This is a genomic window from Parafrankia sp. EAN1pec (genome assembly GCF_000018005.1).
Taxonomy (GTDB): domain Bacteria; phylum Actinomycetota; class Actinomycetes; order Frankiales; family Frankiaceae; genus Parafrankia; species Parafrankia soli.
On sequence record NC_009921.1, the window covers coordinates 2,501,635 to 2,516,671 of the forward strand.

Sequence of the window (15,037 nt, forward strand, 5' to 3'; positions counted from 1 at the left end):
TCCCAGTTCGGTCTGGGTTGCGCTACGCCGGCTACCTGTTGATCATTACTGGCGATGAATGTGGCTGACGACGTCGATCACACCGCCCCTGCTGGGCAGCGGCCGTTCCGGGTTCGTTTCGGCTGGGGCGGTGAAGATCTCGCTGTGCTGGCACCGGTGAGCGACACGGTCGTGATCGTCGATGTCCTGCGGTTCACGACGGCGGTCAGCGTCGCGGTGTCCAGAGGCGCGCAGGTGCTGCCCTTCCGGTGGCGGGACGCCGCCGCCGCACGGTTCGCCGCGGAGAACGGGGCGGTTCTCGCCGGACTGCGTGAGGATCCGGCCACCCCGTGGTCCTTGTCACCCACCGACCTCGTCCACATCCCGGCCGGCACCCGCCTCGTCCTGCCCTCGCCGAACGGCGCAGCTCTGTCGGCCGCGGCAGCGGGCATCGGGATGACGCTGGTCGCCGGTTGCCTGCGCAATGCGGCGGCAGTGGGCAGCCTGCTCGCGGACGAGGTCGCCGCCGGCCGGTCCGTCGCGGTGATCGCCGCAGGCGAGCGGTGGCCAGACCCGTCAGGACGTGCGCATGCCGGTCCGTTGCGTCCCGCCGTCGACGACCTGCTCGGTGCCGGCGCGGTCATCGCCCGTGCTGCCGACGTGGGTGCCCTGGCCCGAGCGCAGGTCTCTCCGGAGGCTCGTGCCGCGATGGCCGTCTTCCGCTCGGCCGAGCCTGACCTGCACGATGAACTACGCGAGTCGGTCTCCGGGCGGGAGCTGCTGAACCTGGGCTGGGATGACGACGTCGCCTCCGCCGCGCGGCTCGACGCCGACCCGATCGTTCCCGTTCTGCGTGACGGCGCCTTCATCGACCTCAGGCATCCCCGAGCGGGCTCGGATCACTGAGGATCCGTCGCGATCAGGTCGTCGCGGTTGAAGTGTGGAGTGGCGCGCTTGACTTGAAGCGCTTGAGGTTCGTCAGCCTGGGGTCATGACGGAGACGGACGTGCGGATGATGATGACGATTCAGGAGGTGCCGCGGCGGACGGGGTTCAGCGAGCCGACGCTGCGCTACTACGAGCGGGCTGAGCGGGCTCGTGACCGGCGGCTCGGGATTTGTGGGCGCTCACACGATTGCCGCGCTGCTCGCCCAAGGTCATCAGGTTCGCACGACGATCCGATCATGGTCACGGGTGGACGACGTCCAGGAGATGGCCACCCGTGGCGGGGCCGAGCCGGACGAGCGGTTGTCGTTCGCGGTCGCAGACCTCACCCGGGACGATGGTTGGGCCGAGGCGGTCGCGGGCTGTGAAGTGGTCCTGCACGTGGCCTCGCCGTTCCCGGGGGGCCCGCCGGAGCACGAGGACGAGGACGAGCTGATTGTTCCCGCCCGCGACGGCGCGGGTGCTGCGCGCCGCGTGGGACTTCGTGCGGCGCGAAGGCGGAACGCTGGAACTTGCGGTGATCAACCCGGTCGGGATCTTCGGGCCGGTGCTGGGCGCGGACTACTCCAGCTCCATCGAGCTCGTACGACGCCTACCCGCCATCGCTCACCTGCTGCGTGACCGCCTGGGCGTCGAGGCCGCCCACGTACCGACCCGCGTGATCTCCGACGGGCCCGGCGCCCTGTTGCACGCCGCGGCACCTCAGGCCGACAGGCGCAAGACAATCTCGAACGCGAAGGCCCGGCGGATCCTGGCTGGCAACCACGGACAAACGAACAGGCCGTACTCGCCACCGCCCACAGTCTCCTCGACCTCAACCTGGTGGATCAGGGGACCTGCCCGGCGTGAATGCTTGTCGCTTCCGACCGTCGCCGGGGGACCAGGACTGGGGACGGGGCCACGCCACCGCAGCTCGCCCAACCCCGGGGTCAACCGGCGGCGAGTTGGCGGGAGCCCGTCCAGGCGTTCTCGCCGGCCGGGGGGCGTTCGCTCATGGCGAGCCAGAGCTGGACGGTGACGATCCACATGATGGTCGCGCCGGCCATGTGGAGGGCGACGAGCAGCGGCGGGATGCCGGCGAAGTACTGGGTGAAGCCGATCGCGGCCTGGGCGACGACGGTCAGCGCGAGCGCGTTGGCGCTGCGGCTGGCCTCCGCCGGGGCGGATGCCAGCCGGACGGCGAAGATCATCGCAACCGTGAGGCCGGTGAGGATCATCGCGCCGTCGGCGTGGAGCTGGGCGACGTTGACGATGTCGAAGCCGAACCGCTTGGTGTCCTCGCTGTCGCCGCTGTGCGGCCCGGTGCCGGTCACGACGGTGCCGAGGACGAGCACGCCGCCGGCCACGGTCATCAGCAGCCTGGCGAGCCAGAGCAGCTCCGGGCGGACGGCGTGCGGAGTCGGCCCGGCCGCCTGCCGGGCTCGTCGGTGCAGCGCGACGGCGTTGAACAGCAGGACCATCGACAGCAGGAAGTGCGCGGCGACGGTGGCCGGGTGCAGCTTCACCAGCACGGTGATCCCGCCGAGCACTGCCTGGCCGACGAAGCCGAGCCACAGGCCGAGGGAGAGCAGCAGCAGGTCCCGGCGCGGCTCGCGCAGCCGCCGGGCCGCGAGCGGCAGGGCCAGCACGACCAGGCCGACGACGATGCTGATGACCCGGTTGCCGAACTCGATGGCGCCGTTGAGGGCGTACGCCGAGTGCGGGGTGAAGGAGCCGTCGCCGCACTGCGGCCAGGTGGGGCAGCCCAGCCCGGAGCCGGTCAGCCGGACGGCGCCGCCGGTCACCACGATCGCGGCGAGCAGGAGGACGCTGGCCAGCGTCAGCCGGCGGAAGGCGCGCAGCCCGATCACCGGCAGCCGGCCGGTGGTGGTGTCCGGCTGGCTGGCGCCGCCGCTCTCGCGGGGCTTGCTCCGACGATCGGTAGAAGTTGGCATCGCGGTCATAGTAATCCGCCCGAGTCCGTGGCAAGGGGTGCGCGCCGCCACTACCGGGGTGACCCGGCACCGGTGCGCGGCCTGCTGACGCCGGTCGGCTATTCCCAGCGGAAAAGGCGCGACGCGAGCCCCAGCGCACCCACCGACCACAGCGCGAGCACGAGCAGGTTGCCCGCCCCCGGCCCGGAGCCGTCGGCCAGCACCGCGCGCAGCCCCTCTGAGAGCGCTGCCGTGGGCAGGGCCTCGGCGACAACCCGCATCCAGCCGGGCAGCTCGTCCAGCGGGAACACCACGCCGCCGACCAGGAGGAGTAGCAGGTAGACGCCGTTCGCGGCGGCGAGCGTCGCCTCGGCGCGCAGCGTGCCGGCCATCAGCAGGCCCAGGCCGGAGAAGGCGGCCGTCCCGAGCAGGACGAGCAGGATCACCCAGCCCGCGTCGGCGACGGAGCCGGCCGGCTCCCAGCCGAGGGCGAAGCCGACGGCGACCAGCAGGACGAGTTGGACGATCTCGACCGCGAGCACGGCCAGCGTCTTGCCCGCGAGCAGGATCGAGCGGGGGAGCGGGGAGGCGCCCAGCCGCTTGAGTACCCCGTAGGAGCGTTCGAATCCGGTCGCGATGGCCTGGCCGGTGAACGCGGCGGACATCACGGCCAGCGCGAGCACGCCGGGGACGAGGAAGTCCACCGAGCGCTGCGTGGTGGTCGAGGTCGGCAGGACGTCCACGGCGGAGAAGAAGACGAGCAGGCCGATCGGGATGATCAGGGTGAGCAGGACGGATTCGCCGCGGCGCAGGGTGAGCGTGAGCTCAAGGCGGGTCTGCGCGGCCAGCATCCGGGCCCGCGGCGCCGCGCCCGGCGCCGGGCGCAGATCAAGCACGGTGCCGGCCGTGGTGGTGTCGGCCACGCTCATGACGCCAGCTCCGAGCCGGTCAGCTCCACGAACACGTCCTCCAGGGTGCGCTGTTCGACACGCAGGTCCTCGGCGAGCACGCCGTTGCTGGCGCACCACGCGGTGACCGCGGCGAGCAGCTGGGGGTCGACGGTGCCCTGCACCAGGTAGTGGCCGGACGGGCCCTCCCGGCCGGTCGTGCCGTCGGGCAGGGCCAGCAGCAGGCGCTCGACGTCGAGGCCGGCCGGCGCGCGGAAGCGGAGCTGGCCCTCGGCGCCGCCGCGGGTCAGCTCGGCCGGCGACCCGGCGGCGACGACCCGGCCCCGGTTCACGATCACGACCTGGTCGGAGAGGCGCTCGGCTTCGTCCATCGCGTGGGTGGTGAGCACGACGGTGACGCCGGACAGCCGCAGCTCCTCGATGAGCTCCCAGGTGTCGCGGCGCCCCTGGACGTCGAGGCCCGCCGTCGGCTCGTCGAGGAAGACCAGCTCGGGCCGGCCGACGACGGCCATCGCGAGGGAGAGCCGCTGCTGCTGGCCGCCGGAGAGCCGGCGGAACGGCACGCCCGCGGCCTCGGCGAGCCCGAGGCGTTCCATCAGGACGCCCGCGTCGAGCGGGTTGGCATGGTGCGCGGCGATCAGCCGCAGCATCTCGCCGGCGCGCGCGCCCGGGTACATGCCGCCGGCCTGCAACATCACACCCACCCGCGGGCGGAGCGCGGCGCCGTCGCGGATCGGGTCCAGGCCGAGGACGCGGACCTCGCCGCTGTCGGCCGCCCGGAATCCCTCGCAGATCTCGATCGTGGTGGTCTTGCCGGCGCCGTTCGGCCCGAGCACGGCGGTGACGGAACCCACCGAGACGCTCAGCGACAGGCCGTCGACCGCCCGGATCTGGGCCGCGCGCTCCCCGCTGGGAAGGACCTGGCCCTCGATGGTCTGTGCGCCGCGGGTCTGTGCGCCGCGGCCGGCACGCCTGGGCGGCGGCGCGTCACCCTGTTTGGTCTCGGTGGGCGGGTGCGCCTGGCGGCGCCCGTGGGCTCGGGTAGATCTTGGTGTGGTCGCGGGGCCTCCGGAGGCCTCGGGCGTTCCGGCGCGCAGGTAGCGCGGACGTGCGGTGTTCCCGCCGGCGGACCGCCGGTAGATCTTGACCAGATCGGTCACCTCGACTGCCAGGACCTCCGCCACGCCGCCGATCCTACGGACTCGGCGCGGGGTTATCCGTGCCGTTATCGCCGGGCGTTATCGGCGGGGTTGTGTCGGGCGGACCGTGGCCGCCCGGCGCCGGCCGCCGGTCGGTACCGGCTCGCCGGCCTCGACCAGCGTGCCCCAGGCACCGAGCCGTTCGTAGAGGACGGCGGGCGTCGTGCTGTACAGCCGGGACAGCGACTGGAGGTCGGAGCGGCGCAGGCGCAGCACGTCCCGGGAGCTGTCCGAGCGCAGCACCTGCACGATCGCGATCCACCGGCGCAGCGGGCCCGTCCGGGTCGGCGGCAGCTTGCGCAGGCGGCGCAGGTCGATCACCAGCGGTGGCAGGTCGTCGGTCTCGCGCCGTTCGACCGGCGGCGGCACCAGCAGGGTCGCGGGGACGTCGTACAGCTCGGCGAGCTCGACGAGACGGTGCACCCGCAGGGTCCGGCTGCCACGTTCGTAGGCACCGAGGGTTCCGGCGGTCCAGCGCCCGCCGGTGCGTTCCTGGACGTCGAGCAGGGACAGCCCGCGGCGGTTGCGGGCCGCCCGGAGGCGGCGGCCGAGTTCCAGGGCGTAGTCCGCGTCGGTCACGGTCTCCGTCCGGGGGGTCAGGTGCGGCAGGAGACGCCAACCGCCCCCGCAGAACAGGTTGGCAGGTATCGCGGACGGCGGCAGGCAGTTTTCCCAATCAGCCGCGAGCCTTTGTTGTCTCTAAGTGGGCTTCAATCGTTGTCCGGATGTGGGACATGTCGGTTTCTCGTCTTGGAAACCGCACAAACAACCAGGTCAGCCGCGATCCCAGTCCCGTGAGAGCTCGACGGCGCGCAGCCACTGCCCGTAAAGCTCGGCTCGCTGGTCTTCGTCCATGGCCGGCTGGTACCGCGCCGCGGTGCGTCGCCGGGCGTCCAGCTCGTCGCGCCCGGCGTAGACACCGGTCGCCAGCCCGGCCAGGTAGCCCGACCCCAGCGCCGTGGTCTCGATGTTCTCCGGGACGTCCACCTCGACCCCGAGGATGTCGGCCTGGAACTGCATCAGCCACGGGTTGCGCGCGGCGCCGCCGTCCGCCCGCAGCTGGGTCACCGTCACCCCGGCGCCCGCGGCCATCTCCTCGACGACGTCCCTGGTCTGGTAGGCGATGCCCTCGAGCACCGCGCGGGCCAGGTGCGCCCGGCCGGTCGCCCGGGTCAGGCCGACCAGCGTGCCCCGGGCGCGCGGGTCCCAGTGCGGCGCGCCGAGCCCGGCGAGCGCGGGGACGAAGTACACCCCGTCGTTGCCGTCCAGCGAGGCGGCCAGCGCCGCGGTCTGCTCGGCGTCGGAGATGACGCCCAGCCCGTCACGCAGCCACTGCACCGCGGAGCCGGTGGAGAGGATCGCCCCCTCCAGCGCGTAGGTGAGCGGCTCGCCGTCGAGCCCGAACGCGACAGTGCGCAGCAGCGACGACTGCGGCGCCGGGAGCGTCGCCCCGGTGTTGACCAGGACGAACGAGCCGGTGCCGTAGGTGTTCTTGGCCTGGCCGGGCTCGAAGCACGCCTGCGCGAACAGGGCGGCCTGCTGGTCGCCGACGACCGCGGCGATCGGCACCCGGACCCCGAGGAACACCTCCGGGTCGGTCTCGGCGTACACCCGGGAGCTCGGCACCACCTCGGCGAGCAGCTCGGCCGGGACGTCCAGCAGGTCGCACATCTCGGCCGACCAGGCGCCGTCCGCCAGGTCGAACAGCATCGTGCGGGAGGCGTTGGTGACATCGGTGATGTGCGCCCGCCCGCCGGTCAGGCCCCAGACGAGCCAGGAGTCGACGGTGCCGAACGCGATCTCGCCGGCCGCGGCCGCCCGGCGGGCCCCGTCGACGTGGTCGAGCACCCAGGCGGCCTTCGTCCCGGAGAAATAGGGGTCGAGCACCAGGCCGGTGCGCTCCTGGACCCGCGGCCCGTGGCCGGCCGCGGCCAGCCGTTCGCAGACATCCGCCGTGCGCCGGTCCTGCCAGACCACGGCGGGGTGCAGTGGATGTCCGGTGCGGCGTTCCCAGAGGACCGTGGTCTCGCGCTGGTTGGTGATGCCCACCGCTGCCAGGTCGGACGGGGCCCGCCCGGCGTCGGCCAGCGCGGCGGCGACGGTGTCGACGACGCCGCGCAGCAGCTCCGCCGGGTCCTGCTCCACCCAGCCCGGGCGGGGGAAGGAGGTGCCGACCGCGCGGTAGCCGCGGCCGACGACCGTGGCCTCCTCGTCGAGCAGGCAGACCGTGGTCCCTGTCGTGCCCTGATCGACGGCGGCTACCAGCATCGTCGGGTCCCCCTCCGTAGGCCGCCCGCCTCCGTCAGGCCAGACGAGCCGTCAGGCCAGCGAGGCGAGGTCGACGGCGTCGGCCGGTGCGGCGATCGCGACCTTTGATCCGTACTCGGAGAACTCCATCTTGCCCTCGTCGCCGCCCAGCAGCTCCAGGCGCAGCGGCACGGCGTCGCCGGTGTTGGCGGCCCACAGGCGCGTCCCGACCTTGCTACCCACCTCGACGGCCGGCTTGCCGTTGATCTTCTCGGTGCTCACGTCGCCGTCCAGCGCGGACACGTACTCGCCGATCGAGAGGGCGAAGCCGTCAATGGTGAAGTAGCGGTACTGGCCCGCGGCGTCGGCGGAGAGCCGGACCCAGCGGTCGGCGAGCAGATCGGCGGCGGCACCCTCGCCGATCGACTCGTAGTACTCCTTGCTGCCGCGGGCGTAGGTGTCGTCCGCGATCTTCACGACCTCGGTGACGATCGAGCCGGAGGTGACGGTGCCCCGGGACGACGCCCCGGACATCACCAGGTCGTAGTTGGTCGTCCCGTCCGTCGACGGGTCCTGGACCGTCCCGACGACGCGCACGCTCTGTGCCGTGCGCAGCGCCTCGACCGACCTCGTGCCGATCTCGGCCGGCGAGGCGTCCTCCAGGCCGTTCGTATCGGAGCCGCCGGTGCAGGCGGTGAGCGCCAGCACGGCGCCGGCCAGAAGCAGGGCCGCGACCCGCCGCGCCCCGCGCCGCGGATAGATGGTGGTGCCCGGATCGGGGATCCCGCCGGGATGTGCGGTGCCGCCGCGAACCGTCCGCATCTCTCCGTCGCCTCCCGTGCCGCCCCGGGCCGTCTCCGGTCGCCGGGATGTCCGGTGGGGACCATGGTGAGGTCCGCGCAGGCTCCGGCCGTGCTGCCCGGACCGCTCCGGTCAGGGCAGACAGGAGCCCGCAGCCGCGCCCGGGTGATGTTCCGCGCGCGCCGGGCGAAGTGTCCCATCCGCCTGTGGGAGGGGTCCGATCGGGTATGTCCGAAGCGGTCACATGTGACCTGGCAGACCCGACTTCTGTCGGTGACCCGACCCTATGAAGGAGATCACGGGCCCGTCAGGTGGGCGACGGCCGCCTCGGTTCGACCACGTCCTGGAAATAGGGCACACTGGTGTTGTGAAAAGCGAGCAGGAGAAGGTCGGGCAGGAGGTGTCCACGGGTGTGACCGACGGTCGCACCCGGGATCGCCTCGTGCGGCTCCTGCTCGAACGCGGCCCGTCCACAGCCGCGGACCTCTCGCACGAGCTCGGGCTGTCGCCCGCGGCCGTCCGCCGGCATCTCGACGCGATGACCTCGGACGGCACCATAACGACTACATCGACCGTGGTCCACGGCCGGCGCGGGCGGGGCCGGCCGGCCCGGCGCTACACCCTCACCGAGGCCGGGCACCAGGCCGGCCCCACGGCCTACTCCGACCTGGCCGCCGGCGCGCTGCTGTTCCTCGCGGACGCCTGCGGCCCCGACGCGGTGGCCGAGTTCGCCCGGGCACGCGGGGTCGATCTGGAACGGCGGATCCGCGACGAGGTCGTCGCCGTGCCGCCGGCGGAGCGCCCGGAGGCGATCGCCGCGGCCATGACCCAGGCCGGGTACACGGCCAGCGTCTCCGAGCTGCCGAGCGGTACCCAGATCTGCCAGCACCACTGCCCGGTGCAGCACGTGGCCGAGCGCTTCCCCGCGCTGTGCGAGGCCGAGACGGCGATGTTGGCGCGGCTCCTCGACACGCACGTGCAGCGCCTAGCCACGATCGCCCACGGCGACGGCGTCTGCACCACACACATACCGGTGATCCCGGTGGAGTCGATCACGGTGCTCTCGCCGTCGGGGCCCTCCGGGCCAGCGGGCGCGGCGCCCGACAGGACCCCGTCCGGGCAGACATCACAACCATCCACCTTTCCGGAAGGTTCTCTATGACCACCTCTGCCGAGACCGCCCTTGAGGGCCTTGGCTCCTACCGGTTCGGCTGGGCGGATGCGGACGCCTATGCCGTCGACGTGGAACGTGGCCTCTCCGAGGCGGTCGTACGTAGCATCTCGGCGAAGAAGAACGAGCCGTCCTGGATGACGGACCTGCGGCTGAAGGGCCTGAAGCTCTTCGAGCGCAAGCCCATGCCGACCTGGGGCGCGGACCTGTCCGGCATCCACTTCGACAACATCAAGTACTTCGTCAGGTCGACGGAGAAGCAGGCCGAGGAGTGGGCGGACCTGCCGGAGGAGATCCGGGCCACCTACGACCGGCTCGGCATCCCCGAGGCGGAGAAGCAGCGGCTGATCTCCGGTGTCGCGGCCCAGTACGAGTCGGAGGTCGTCTACCACAAGATCCGTGAGGACCTCGAGGAGCAGGGCGTCATCTTCCTGGACACCGACTCGGGGCTGCGCGAGCACCCGGAGATCTTCCAGGAGTACTTCGGCTCGGTGATCCCGGTCGGCGACAACAAGTTCGCCGCGCTGAACACCTCGGTGTGGTCGGGTGGCTCGTTCATCTACGTCCCGCCGGGCGTGCAGGTCGAGATCCCGCTGCAGGCCTACTTCCGGATCAACACCGAGAACATGGGCCAGTTCGAGCGCACCCTGATCATCGTGGACGAGGGCGCCTACGTCCACTACGTCGAGGGCTGCACCGCGCCGGTCTACTCGTCGGACTCGCTGCACTCCGCGGTCGTCGAGATCGTCGTGAAGAAGAACGCCCGCTGCCGGTACACGACCATCCAGAACTGGTCGAACAACGTCTACAACCTGGTCACGAAGCGGGCCGCCTGCCACGAGGGCGCCACGATGGAGTGGATCGACGGCAACATCGGCTCCAAGGTGACGATGAAGTACCCGGCGGTGTGGCTGCTCGGCGAGCAGGCCCACGGCGAGGTCCTCTCGATCGCCTTCGCAGGTGAGGGCCAGCACCAGGACGCCGGCGCCAAGATGGTGCACGCCGCGCCGCGCACCTCGTCCAAGATCGTCTCGAAGTCGGTGGCCCGCGGCGGCGGCCGGACCTCGTACCGTGGCCTGGTCCAGATCAACGAGGGCTCGCACGCCTCGCGGTCGACGGTGAAGTGTGACGCGCTGCTGGTCGACACGGTCAGCCGCTCCGACACCTACCCCTATGTCGACGTGCGCGAGGACGACGCCTCCATCGGGCACGAGGCCAGCGTCTCCAAGGTCGGCGAGGACCAGCTCTTCTACCTGATGAGCCGCGGTCTGTCCGAGGACGAGGCGATGGCCATGGTGGTGCGCGGCTTCATCGAGCCGGTCGCCCGCGAGCTGCCCATGGAGTACGCCCTCGAACTCAACCGGCTCATCGAGCTCCAGATGGAAGGCGCAGTCGGCTGATGGCCGTCATCGATGCCACGGGACGCCCCCCGGCCCAGGCCGGCGCGGCTCCGCGTCCCGTTCGGTCCCGTGACCCCGAGGACCACGCAGTACCCGGCGGTCGCGAGGAGGCGTGGCGGTTCACCCCGCTGCGCCGCCTGCGCGGCCTGCTCAACGGCCCCGTCGCCGACTCCAAGGTCGACGTCTCGGTCTCCGCGCCGGACGGCGTCGAGATCGAGCGGCTCGCCCCGACCGACTCCCGGATCGGGCGCGTGCTCACCCCGGCGGACCGCCCGGCGGCGTTCGCCATCGCCCGTTCGGACGGCGGCCTGTCCGTCACCGTCCCGGCCGAGGCCGCACTCACCGAGCCGGTGGTCGTGAACCTGCGGGGCAACGGCGGCGTCTGCTACGAGCACGTGCTCGTCGAGCTCGGCCCGTTCGCCACGGCGACGGTTGTGCTCGACCACACCGGCAGCGCCACCTTCGCCGGCAACGTCGAGGTGTTCATCGGCCACGGCGCCGCGCTGACGTTCGTCACCGTCCAGGACTGGTCGGCGGACTCCGTCCACCTCGGCGCGCACGCCTACTCGGTGGGTCGCGACGCGCGCCTGCGCTCGTTCACCATCACCCTGGGCGGCGACCTCGTCCGGCTGAACCCGACCGTGGACTACCGCGGCCCCGGTGGCGACGCCGAACTCTACGGCCTGTTCTTCACCGAGGCGGGCCAGCACCAGGAGCACCGCCTGCTGGTGACCCACGAGGCGCGGTCCTGCCGCAGCCGGGTCACCTACAAGGGCGCGCTGCAGGGCGAGGGCGCGCACGCGGTGTGGATCGGCGATGTCGTGATCGGCGCCGACGCTGTCGGCACCGACACCTACGAGCTGAACCGCAACCTGGTGCTCACCGACGGCGCGCGCGCCGACTCGGTGCCCAACCTGGAGATCCTCACCGGGGAGGTCGCCGGCGCCGGCCACGCCAGCGCGACCGGCCGCTTCGACGACGAGGCGCTGTTCTACCTGATGTCACGCGGCATCCCCGCCGACGAGGCCCGCCGCCTGGTGGTCCGCGGCTTCTTCGCCGAGATCATCGACCGGGTCGACCTCCCCGAGCTGCGCGAGCGCATCATGAGCCGGGTCGAGGAGGAGCTGGCGGCGGTGGGCGCATGACCACGCCCAACAGTGCGGGCACAGCCACACGCTGGCGGCGCGCCTGCGCCGCCGCCGACCTGGCCGACGAGACGGCGCTCGGCGTCGAGATCGACGGCGAGCCGGTGTGCGTGGTCCGCTCGGGCGGCCGGCTGTACGCGATGCGGGACGAGTGCTCGCACGCCGACGTGATGCTCTCCGAGGGCGAGGTCGAGAACGGCCTCATCGAGTGCTGGCTGCACGGCTCCCAGTTCGACCTCGCCACCGGCGAGCCGACGAGCCTGCCGGCGATCGACCCGGTGCCCACATATCCAGTGACCATCGACGGCGACGACGTCCTCGTCGACCTTCACACGAACCCGAAGCGAGGGTGACGACCGCGGTGTCTGTTCTCGAGATCCGCAACTTGCACGTGTCGGTGGACACCGACACCGAGGGCCCGCGCGAGATCCTGCGCGGGGTCGACCTCACCGTCCGCAAGGGCGAGACACACGCGATCATGGGGCCGAACGGCTCCGGCAAGTCCACGCTGTCCTACTCCATCGCCGGCCACCCCAAGTACACGGTCACCGAGGGCACCGTCACCCTCGACGGCGAGGACGTCCTCGCCATGTCCGTGGACGCCCGCGCGCGGGCCGGGATCTTCCTGGCGATGCAGTACCCGGTCGAGGTGCCCGGCGTCTCGGTGTCGAACTTCCTGCGCTCGTCGGCGACGGCGGTGCGTGGCGAGGCGCCGAAGCTGCGCACCTGGGTCAAGGAGGTCAAGCAGGCGATGGCCGGGCTGGAGATGGACCCGGCGTTCGCCGAGCGCAGCGTCAACGAGGGCTTCTCCGGCGGAGAGAAGAAGCGCCACGAGATCCTGCAGATGACGCTGCTCGCGCCGAAGGTCGCCATTCTCGACGAGACCGACTCCGGCCTGGACGTCGACGCGCTGCGCATCGTCTCCGCCGGCATCGAGGCGGTGCGGGCCAAGGGGGAGACGGGCATCCTGCTCATCACCCACTACACCCGCATCCTGCGCTACGTGAAGCCCGAGTTCGTGCACGTCATGGCGGGCGGGCGGATCGTGGACGAGGGCGGCCCCGAGCTCGCGGCGACCCTGGAGGATTCCGGCTACGACCGGTACGTCAAGGGCGTGGAGCCGGCGGCGGCGGCGGTCTCATGACCGTCGTCGAGACACGCGCGGCGGGGGCCGGCGCGCACGCCGGCGCCGGGTTCGACGTCGAGCGGGTCCGTCGCGACTTCCCGATCCTCGCCCGCACGGTGCACGACGGCCTGCCGCTGGTCTACCTCGACAGCGCCGCGACGTCGCAGAAGCCGCTGGCCGTCCTCGACGCCGAGCGGACCTACTACGAGCGGCACAACGCCAACGTGCACCGCGGCATCCACGTGCTCGCCGAGGAGGCCACGGCCCTCTACGAGGAGTCCCGGGACAAGATCGCGGCGTTCGTCGGCGCGCCCGACCGGCGCGAGATCGTGTTCACGAAGAACTCCTCGGAGGCGCTGAACCTCGTCGCCTACGCGATGAGCAACGCCGTCACGGGCGGCCCCGAGGCGGAGCGGTTCCGGCTCGGGCCGGGCGACGAGGTCGTCATCACCGAGATGGAGCACCACTCCAACCTGGTGCCCTGGCAGATGCTGTGCGCGCGCACCGGCGCCACCCTGCGCTGGATCGGTCTCACCGAGGACGGCCGGCTCGACCTGGCGCACCTCGACGAGGTCATCACCGACCGGGCGAAGATCGTCTCCTTCGTGCACCAGTCGAACATCCTCGGCACGGTCAACCCGGTCGCGACGATCGTCGCCCGGGCTCGTGAGGTCGGGGCGCTCACCGTGCTCGACGGCTCCCAGTCGGTGCCGCACATGCCGATCGACGTCGTCGACCTCGGGGTGGACTTCCTCGCCTTCACCGGGCACAAGATGTGCGGGCCCACCGGCATCGGCGTGCTGTGGGGGCGGCGCGAGCTGCTCGAGGTGATGCCTCCGTTCCTCGGTGGTGGCGAGATGATCGAGGTCGTCACCATGGAGGCCTCGACCTACGCGGCCCCGCCGCACCGCTTCGAGGCGGGCACCCCGATGATCTCCCAGGCGATCGGCCTGGGTGCCGCGGTGGACTACCTCACCGGCCTCGGCATGGACGCGGTCGCCGCGCACGAGCACGAGATCACCGCGTACGCGCTCGACGCGCTCGCGGGCGTCCCGGGCCTGCGGGTCATCGGCCCGCCGACCGCCGAGGGCCGCGGCGGGGCGATCTCGTTCGCCCTGCGTGACTCCGAGGACCGCCCGCTGCACCCGCACGACGTCGGCCAGATCCTGGACGAGCAGGGCGTCGCGGTGCGGGTCGGCCACCACTGCGCCCGCCCGGTCTGCCTGCGCTACGGCGTGCCGGCGACCACCCGGGCCTCGTTCCACCTGTACACGAACACCGCCGACGTCGACGCGTTGGTGGAAGGTCTCGGGCAGGTCAGGAGGTTCTTCCTGAAGTGAAGCTCGACTCCATGTACCAGGAGATCATCCTGGACCACTACCGCAACCCGCACCACCGCGGCCTGCGCGACCCGTTCGATGCCGAGGTGCACCACGTCAACCCGACCTGCGGCGACGAGGTGACCCTGCGGGTCAAGGTCGCCGACGGTGTCGTCTCGGACGTGTCCTACGAGAGCGAGGGCTGCTCGATCAGCCAGGCGTCGGCCAGCGTGATGGCCGACCTGGTGATCGGGAAGTCGGTGGCGGACGCGCTCGAGCTCGAACGCGAGTTCCTGGCGCTGATGCAGTCCCGCGGCACCCAGGAGGGCGACGAGGAGGTGCTCGAGGACGCGGTCGCGTTCGCGGGCGTCTCCAAGTACCCGGCCCGGGTGAAGTGCGCACTGCTGTCCTGGATGGCCTGGAAGGACGCCACCGCGCAGGCCACCGCCGTCGTCCCGGAGCAGGAGAAGTGACCATGAGCGAGACCGCCACCCCCATCCAGACGGAGAGGGCTGTCGTCGTGGAGAAGGCATCGTTCGACGACGTCGAGGAGGCCATGCGCGACGTCGTTGATCCCGAGCTCGGGATCAACGTCGTCGATCTCGGCCTGGTGTACGGCATCAACATCGCCGACGACAACACGGTCACCCTCGACATGACGCTGACCTCGGCGGCCTGCCCGCTGACCGACGTCATCGAGGACCAGACCCGCTCGGCACTCGTCGACGGGCCGGACAACCTGGTCAACGACGTCACGATCAACTGGGTCTGGATGCCGCCGTGGGGCCCGGACAAGATCACCGACGAGGGTCGGGAGCAGTTGCGCGCTCTCGGGTTCAACGTCTGATCTGTACCTGATTAGTACGGAGCGGCGGCCCGGGGCGG

Annotated in this window: 15 protein-coding genes and 1 pseudogene; 10 read left to right on the forward strand and 6 right to left on the reverse strand. The window is 71.7% G+C overall.

Features of this window, described 5'->3' with window-relative positions:
• The first annotated feature begins 60 nt into the window (after positions 1-60).
• Positions 61-885: a 2-phosphosulfolactate phosphatase gene (locus tag FRANEAN1_RS10220; RefSeq protein ID WP_347177061.1), complete on the forward strand. Its 825-nt coding sequence runs from the start codon at positions 61-63 to the stop codon at positions 883-885.
• 179 nt (positions 886-1,064) lie between these two features.
• Positions 1,065-1,518: pseudogene (locus FRANEAN1_RS43155) on the forward strand (NAD-dependent epimerase/dehydratase family protein); the annotation flags it as partial.
• 334 nt (positions 1,519-1,852) lie between these two features.
• Here FRANEAN1_RS43155 and FRANEAN1_RS10230 read toward each other — a convergent pair.
• From FRANEAN1_RS10230 to FRANEAN1_RS10255, 6 genes are all read right to left on the reverse strand, one after another.
• On the reverse strand, positions 1,853-2,866 hold the full coding sequence (locus FRANEAN1_RS10230) for a COX15/CtaA family protein (protein ID WP_347177062.1): 1,014 nt from the start codon (positions 2,864-2,866) through the stop codon (positions 1,853-1,855).
• A gap of 89 nt (positions 2,867-2,955) precedes the next feature.
• Positions 2,956-3,765, reverse strand: coding sequence for an ABC transporter permease (locus FRANEAN1_RS10235; protein WP_020459682.1), 810 nt, complete (start codon positions 3,763-3,765; stop codon positions 2,956-2,958).
• Complete coding sequence (locus FRANEAN1_RS10240; RefSeq protein ID WP_020459683.1) at positions 3,762-4,928, reverse strand: ABC transporter ATP-binding protein; 1,167 nt, start codon at positions 4,926-4,928, stop codon at positions 3,762-3,764. The genes FRANEAN1_RS10235 and FRANEAN1_RS10240 overlap by 4 nt, the downstream gene beginning before the upstream one ends.
• 54 nt (positions 4,929-4,982) lie before the next feature.
• Entirely contained in the window at positions 4,983-5,522 is a 540-nt protein-coding gene (locus FRANEAN1_RS10245) for a transcriptional regulator (RefSeq protein WP_020459684.1), read from the reverse strand.
• Between the two features lie 195 nt (positions 5,523-5,717).
• Positions 5,718-7,211 carry a glycerol kinase GlpK gene (glpK, locus tag FRANEAN1_RS10250; protein ID WP_020459685.1) on the reverse strand — a complete coding sequence of 498 codons (1,494 nt, stop codon included), beginning with the start codon at positions 7,209-7,211 and terminating at the stop codon, positions 5,718-5,720.
• Positions 7,212-7,262: 51 nt separating this feature from the next.
• Complete coding sequence (locus tag FRANEAN1_RS10255) at positions 7,263-8,012, reverse strand: hypothetical protein (protein WP_020459686.1); 750 nt, start codon at positions 8,010-8,012, stop codon at positions 7,263-7,265.
• 391 nt (positions 8,013-8,403) lie between these two features.
• On the opposite strand from FRANEAN1_RS10255, the gene FRANEAN1_RS10260 reads away from it, so the two are divergent.
• Genes FRANEAN1_RS10260 through FRANEAN1_RS10295 form a run of 8 tightly spaced genes read left to right on the forward strand, consistent with a single transcriptional unit; the run spans position 8,404 to position 14,999 of the window.
• Complete coding sequence (locus FRANEAN1_RS10260) at positions 8,404-9,153, forward strand: ArsR family transcriptional regulator (protein ID WP_347177063.1); 750 nt, start codon at positions 8,404-8,406, stop codon at positions 9,151-9,153.
• The gene (gene sufB / locus FRANEAN1_RS10265) at positions 9,150-10,562 is read left to right on the forward strand and encodes a Fe-S cluster assembly protein SufB (RefSeq protein WP_020459688.1); all 1,413 of its coding nucleotides are present in this window, start codon (positions 9,150-9,152) and stop codon (positions 10,560-10,562) included. The genes FRANEAN1_RS10260 and sufB overlap by 4 nt, the downstream gene beginning before the upstream one ends.
• Positions 10,562-11,707, forward strand: a complete 1,146-nt coding sequence (sufD, locus tag FRANEAN1_RS10270; protein WP_020459689.1) for a Fe-S cluster assembly protein SufD — start codon at positions 10,562-10,564, stop codon at positions 11,705-11,707. The genes sufB and sufD overlap by 1 nt, the downstream gene beginning before the upstream one ends.
• A complete protein-coding gene (locus FRANEAN1_RS10275) occupies positions 11,704-12,060 on the forward strand; it encodes a non-heme iron oxygenase ferredoxin subunit (RefSeq protein ID WP_020459690.1) in 357 nt (118 codons plus the stop codon). Before sufD ends, FRANEAN1_RS10275 begins: the two co-directional genes overlap by 4 nt.
• 8 nt (positions 12,061-12,068) lie before the next feature.
• Positions 12,069-12,851, forward strand: coding sequence for a Fe-S cluster assembly ATPase SufC (gene sufC / locus FRANEAN1_RS10280; RefSeq protein WP_020459691.1), 783 nt, complete (start codon positions 12,069-12,071; stop codon positions 12,849-12,851).
• Positions 12,848-14,173 carry a cysteine desulfurase gene (locus FRANEAN1_RS10285; protein WP_020459692.1) on the forward strand — a complete coding sequence of 442 codons (1,326 nt, stop codon included), beginning with the start codon at positions 12,848-12,850 and terminating at the stop codon, positions 14,171-14,173. The genes sufC and FRANEAN1_RS10285 overlap by 4 nt, the downstream gene beginning before the upstream one ends.
• A complete protein-coding gene (gene sufU, locus FRANEAN1_RS10290; RefSeq protein WP_020459693.1) occupies positions 14,170-14,625 on the forward strand; it encodes a Fe-S cluster assembly sulfur transfer protein SufU in 456 nt (151 codons plus the stop codon). Before FRANEAN1_RS10285 ends, sufU begins: the two co-directional genes overlap by 4 nt.
• 2 nt (positions 14,626-14,627) lie before the next feature.
• Positions 14,628-14,999: a metal-sulfur cluster assembly factor gene (locus FRANEAN1_RS10295; RefSeq protein WP_020459694.1), complete on the forward strand. Its 372-nt coding sequence runs from the start codon at positions 14,628-14,630 to the stop codon at positions 14,997-14,999.
• The last annotated feature ends 38 nt before the right edge of the window (positions 15,000-15,037 follow it).